At 72.5% G+C, this 4,771-nt stretch carries 4 protein-coding genes and 1 pseudogene; 3 read left to right on the top strand and 2 right to left on the bottom strand.

Going from position 1 to position 4,771, the window contains the following annotated elements; all coding sequences use genetic code 11:
- Nucleotides 1–247 precede the first annotated feature (247 nt).
- On the bottom strand, nucleotides 248–1,798 hold the full coding sequence (locus ACGF12_RS37830) for an APC family permease (RefSeq protein WP_393040970.1): 1,551 nt from the start codon (nucleotides 1,796–1,798) through the stop codon (nucleotides 248–250).
- 133 nt (nucleotides 1,799–1,931) lie between these two features.
- On the opposite strand from ACGF12_RS37830, the gene ACGF12_RS37825 reads away from it, so the two are divergent.
- Nucleotides 1,932–2,579, top strand: coding sequence for a TetR/AcrR family transcriptional regulator C-terminal domain-containing protein (locus ACGF12_RS37825; protein ID WP_393040967.1), 648 nt, complete (start codon nucleotides 1,932–1,934; stop codon nucleotides 2,577–2,579).
- Between the two features lie 120 nt (nucleotides 2,580–2,699).
- Here the strand turns inward: ACGF12_RS37825 and ACGF12_RS37820 are convergent, their stop codons facing one another.
- Nucleotides 2,700–3,383 carry a TetR/AcrR family transcriptional regulator gene (locus tag ACGF12_RS37820; protein ID WP_393040964.1) on the bottom strand — a complete coding sequence of 228 codons (684 nt, stop codon included), beginning with the start codon at nucleotides 3,381–3,383 and terminating at the stop codon, nucleotides 2,700–2,702.
- Between the two features lie 194 nt (nucleotides 3,384–3,577).
- On the opposite strand from ACGF12_RS37820, the gene ACGF12_RS37815 reads away from it, so the two are divergent.
- Entirely contained in the window at nucleotides 3,578–4,363 is a 786-nt protein-coding gene (locus ACGF12_RS37815; RefSeq protein WP_393040961.1) for an SDR family NAD(P)-dependent oxidoreductase, read from the top strand.
- Between the two features lie 166 nt (nucleotides 4,364–4,529).
- Nucleotides 4,530–4,771, top strand: a pseudogene (locus tag ACGF12_RS37810) (hypothetical protein); the annotation flags it as partial.

The following is a 4,771-nucleotide window of genomic DNA, read 5'->3' as shown; positions in this document are numbered from 1 at the left end:
AGGCCGTTTTGGGTGTGAGCGGGCTCACGGTTTATGTCAGGGTTTGCCCGATTTGTCCGTCACTGGCCGAGTCGCCGCCCGTGCTCTGAGTACAGGCGATCTTCCCGGGCTGAGGCCCACGTCACACCGATGTCGCTCCGCCCATGCCCCTGGCTCCGACAGCTCCGCCCCGCCCGGGTCGGCGCGCTGACGGCGAGGCGTGGAGCGAGCGTGCGTGGGGCGGGGGAGCCGTGGGGTGAGAGGTCGGTCAGAGCACGGCGGGCGCGAGCTCGTCGGTGCCGGGGCGCTCGGTGGCAGGCCTCCGCATCAGTCGCTGGGGCCTGCGGGCGACCAGGTAGCCGAGCCCGACGAGGGTCACCAGTCCGACGCCGATCAGTGCCGCCCACACCTGGTACCAGGGCGCGCCGGGCGGGGCCAGGATGGTCCGCGGCCAGCAGATGTTGACCACTTCCAGGCCGGTCCAGAGCACCGCGAGGGCGTTCAGCGCCGTGCCCCAGCGGCCGAACGAGACCAGCCCGGCCGGCTTCCAGGTGCCGCGCAGCCGGGCGATCAGCGCGGCCGCGGTGAGCAGGAAGAACGGTAGGAAGGTCGCGGCGCTGCCGAAGGTGATCAGGCTGCCGATCGCGGTGCTCTTCAGTCCGAGCGGGAGCGCGGCGCAGCTGACCAGGGTGGCGGTGATCAGGCCGCCGATCGGGGCCTTGTGCCGGTTGACCCTCCTGACCTGGCCGGAGAACGGGAAGACGTCGTCCCGGGCGAGCGAGTACAGGCCGCGGGCCGCGCCGCCCTGGGAGGCCATCAGGCAGGCGGTGAAGCTGATCAGGACGACCACGACGAACGGTTTGGCGGACCAGTCGCCGAACCCGGAGGTGACGGCGGTGGTGACGGGGTCGAGGTCCTGTCCCGAGACCACGGCGGCCGGGTCGGGGTGAGCCAGGGCCACCGCGATGGCGTTGAGGATGACCACGGTGCCCACGCTCAGCAGGGACCAGCGCATCGCCCGGGGGACCTGGCGGGCGGCGTCCTTGGTCTCCTCGGCGGTGGAGACGCAGGCGTCGAAGCCGATGAAGGCCCAGCCGCCGACGGCGATCACGGCCAGGAAGGACATCAGGTCGCTGGTGCCGGTGGTGGCGGGCGCGTTCAGGGTGTCGGTGAGCAGGCCGGGACCGTGGTGGCGGAAGAAGAGCAGCAGGGCCAGGCCCACCAGGACGGAGGCGATCGCCTCGGCGGCGATGCCGAGCGAGACGAACCAGCGCAGCAGGTTGATGCCGTAGGCGTTGGCGAGGGTGCACAGGACCACGAACCCGGCCGACGCCAGCACCAGTCGGGTCGGTGTCGGGGTGGCGCCGAAGAGGGCGAAGAACCAGGGCGAGGCGAGGTAGGCGACCGTGGTGTTGGCGAACATCACGGCGAACTGCCACATCCAGCCGCTCAGCCAGGCGAAGGTCGGTCCGGTCAGCCGCCGGGTCCATTGGTACGCGCCGCCCGCCAGCGGCCACTGCGAGGTGAGTTCGGAGTACACGCAGACCACCAGCAGCTGGCCGAGCAGGCAGATCGGCAGGGCCCACACCCAGGCACCGCCGTCCACGCTCATGCCGACCTGGGCGACGGCGTACAGCCCGACGACCGGCGACACCACGGCGAAGCCCATCGAGATGTTGCCGAGCACACCGAGGCTGCGGCGAAGTTCCTGGCGGTAGCCGAGGGCGGCGAGGCGGTCGCTGTCGGAGGTCTGTCCGTCGGAGGTCCGCGCGTCGGGGGTCTGCCCGTCGGGGGTCGGTCTTGGAGGGTTCTCGGGCATGTTCGGTCCACCTTGCTTCGAATAAAACTAACTTTGTTAGTCCCGGACCGTAGACCCTGCACTGGGCGTTGCGGAAGAGGCCGACACCAGGCTGTAACGTGGCCGGATCGATGGACGGAGGAAGGGTGGGGCCGTGGGGCGACCGAGCAGGGCACTGCTGAGCAGGGCGGCCATCGCGATGGCTGCCCTCGACGTGGTCGACGAGTCGGGCCCGGACGGCCTCACCATGCGCGCCCTCGCCGACCGCCTCGGGGTCAAGGCCGCCTCGCTCTACAACCACGTCACCGGCAAGGACGAACTCCTCGACTCCCTGGCCGAGCTGGTCAACGCCGAGATCGACCTCGGCCCGCTGGAGGCACCGGCCGGGCCCAGCCCCCTGGGCTGGCGCACGGGAGTGGCCGAGTACGCGCGCGGCTACCGGGCCGCCTTCGTCCGCCACCCCAACACCATCGCGCTGTTCGCCCGGCGCCGGGTCGGAGCCGCCCGCCAGCTGCTCGGATACGACGCGCTGCTCGCCGCCCTCGGCCGCGCCGGGCTCGATCCCGCCGCCGCGGCCGAGGCGGCGGCGGCACTCGACTACCTGGTGCTCGGGTCCGCACTGGAGACCTTCAGCGCCGGTTTCAACCGGCCGGCCGCGGACTACCGGCCCGACTACCCCGCACTCGCCGACTCGCTGGAGGCCGCCGCCGGCCGGGGCCCCGGGCTCGATGAACGCGGCTTCGAACTCGCCCTCCGTCTCCTCCTCGACGGCCTCGCGGCCCGGATCGCCGCCGACCGCTGATCCTGCTCCAGAACGCGGACCCCGCCGGGACGGCGGTCCTGTCCTGCCCGGCGCTCGGAAGAGCCCTGGGGCCTGCCGTCCGGACGAGGACGGCAGGCCCCAGGCGGGTATGACTGCGGGTCAGTCCTCGGTCGGGGTGTCGGCCGACCCGTCCGCGAGGGTGAGGTGGGCCGTCATCTCCTCGTGGGTGGGGGCCGGCGGCAGGGTGCGGGTGGGTTCCGGGCGCAGGCCGTCGAGGAAGACGCCGAGGTGTCGTGCGGTCAGCGCGGTGGCCTGCTGGGGCGGGAGGTGGGGCAGGGGGCGGCAGATCAGGGCGGCGGTGGTGATCAGGTCGACGGCGGTGACGTCGGGGCGCAGGGCCCGGCGGGCGCGTCCTTCGGTGAGGATCTCCTCCAGCGTGGCGGCGATCTCCCGTTGCAGCTCGCGGGCCTGGGGATCGTTCGTCCTGGGGCCCCCGATGAGCGGCAGTGAGAGCAGGTCGCGGTTGTCGATCAGGCCCTGAAGAAAGGTCTCCACGGCCGCGAGTGGATCGGTGTGCGCCGTGTCGGCCGCGGTGCGGGCGGTGTCGAGCGCGAGGGTGAATCCGTCCAGGGCGACCTGGGTGATCAGGGCGTCGCGGTCGGGGAAGCGTCGGTAGAGGGTGGCGATGTTGACGCCGGCCCGGCGCGCGATCTCGTCCAGGGGGACGGCGGTGCCCGACTCGCGGAAGGCGGTGCGCGCCGCGGCCAGGATCTGGGCGCGGTTGCGCGCGGCGTCGGCGCGCAGCCGCGGGCTCCCGCCTCGCCCTGGAGTACTGCCGGTCACCGTGGTCCACCTCTGCTGTCGTCCGCCGTCCTGCTCTGCGTGCGTGCCGAGCGTACGACAATCAGGATAAGTGAAGGATTTCCTGCGGTTAGTGTTAGCCTCGTCGTGCCGCCTGAGGGACACGACGGCTGGAACCAGAGCCTTTGCCGCTCCTGTGCTCGCGCACCGGTGGCGGCAGGAAGGAACGAAGACCCATGGCATCAGTGGGCAGCGCCCGCTTCGCGGGCAAGGTCGCGGTGGTGACCGGAGGCAGCCGGGGGATCGGCGCCGCGGTCGCCGTACGGCTGGCGGCGGAGGGGGCGGCGGTCGTCATCGGATACCGCGGCAACCAGCAGGCGGCGGACGAGGTGGTCGCCACGCTCGCGGCCGGCGGCGCCAGGGCATTCGCCATGGTCGCGGACGTCGCCGACCCCGAGCAGACCAAGGCCCTGATCGAGCGGGCGGTGTCCGAGTTCGGGCAACTGGACGTGCTGGCCTCGTGCGCCGGCATCGAGCACTTCGACGCGCTGGAGAACATCACCCCGGCCGACTTCGACCGCGTCTTCACCGTGAACACCCGCGGCCAGCTGTTCGCCGTCCAGCACGCCGCCGCCCACATGCGCGAGGGCGGGCGGATCGTGCTCACCTCCTCGGTGAGCGCCTCCCGCGCGGTCTTCGGCCACACCCTGTACGCCTCGTCCAAGGCCGCCGTGGAATCCATGGTCCTCAACCTGTCCGCGGAACTGGGCCGGCGCGGCATCACCGTCAACGCCATCGCCCCCGGCGGCACCGCCACCGACATGGCCGCGGAGCACGCCGCCGGCTACCAGCACCCCCAGCTCAGGGAGTCGATGCCGCTCTCCCAGTGGCTGTCCGTCCACGGCGCACTCGGGCGCCTGGCCCAGCCCGAGGAGGTCGCCGCGGGCTACGCCTTCCTCGCCTCCGACGACGCGGCCTACATGACCGGCCGCACGCTGCCCATGGACGGCGGCTTCTTCTAGGCGGCTTCTTCCGGAAACAGACTCCCGTGCCGAGCCGGCCCGACGGTCGCGCCTGCCCGGACCGACTCGGCACGGGTGTTTCACGAGCAAGTCCCCACAGCTGAATCCCAGTTGGCGCCCACCACCGTCCCCCACCGCACGCCGCGCGTCAGCGGCGGACACACCCATGCACCACACCACGCCCCCGTCCCCGCACCCGCACCCCGAGTCCGCCGAGCCGACTCCGTCCGACTCGTCACCCGACCGGCCGGCGTCGCCGTCCGTCGACGAGCCGGCCGTCCCCCACCCGCAGGCCGCGGAGCGACACGGCCGCCACGCGCTGCTCGACACCGAGCCCGGTATCGCCGCTCCCGTGCTCGCCGCGGGCGCCGGACTGCTCAAGGCCATGCTCGTCCCGGTGGTGACGGC

The sequence above is a fragment of the Kitasatospora sp. NPDC048296 genome (genome assembly GCF_043201815.1).
In the GTDB taxonomy this organism is placed as follows: domain Bacteria; phylum Actinomycetota; class Actinomycetes; order Streptomycetales; family Streptomycetaceae; genus Kitasatospora.
This window is presented reverse-complemented; position numbering and strand designations above follow the sequence as displayed.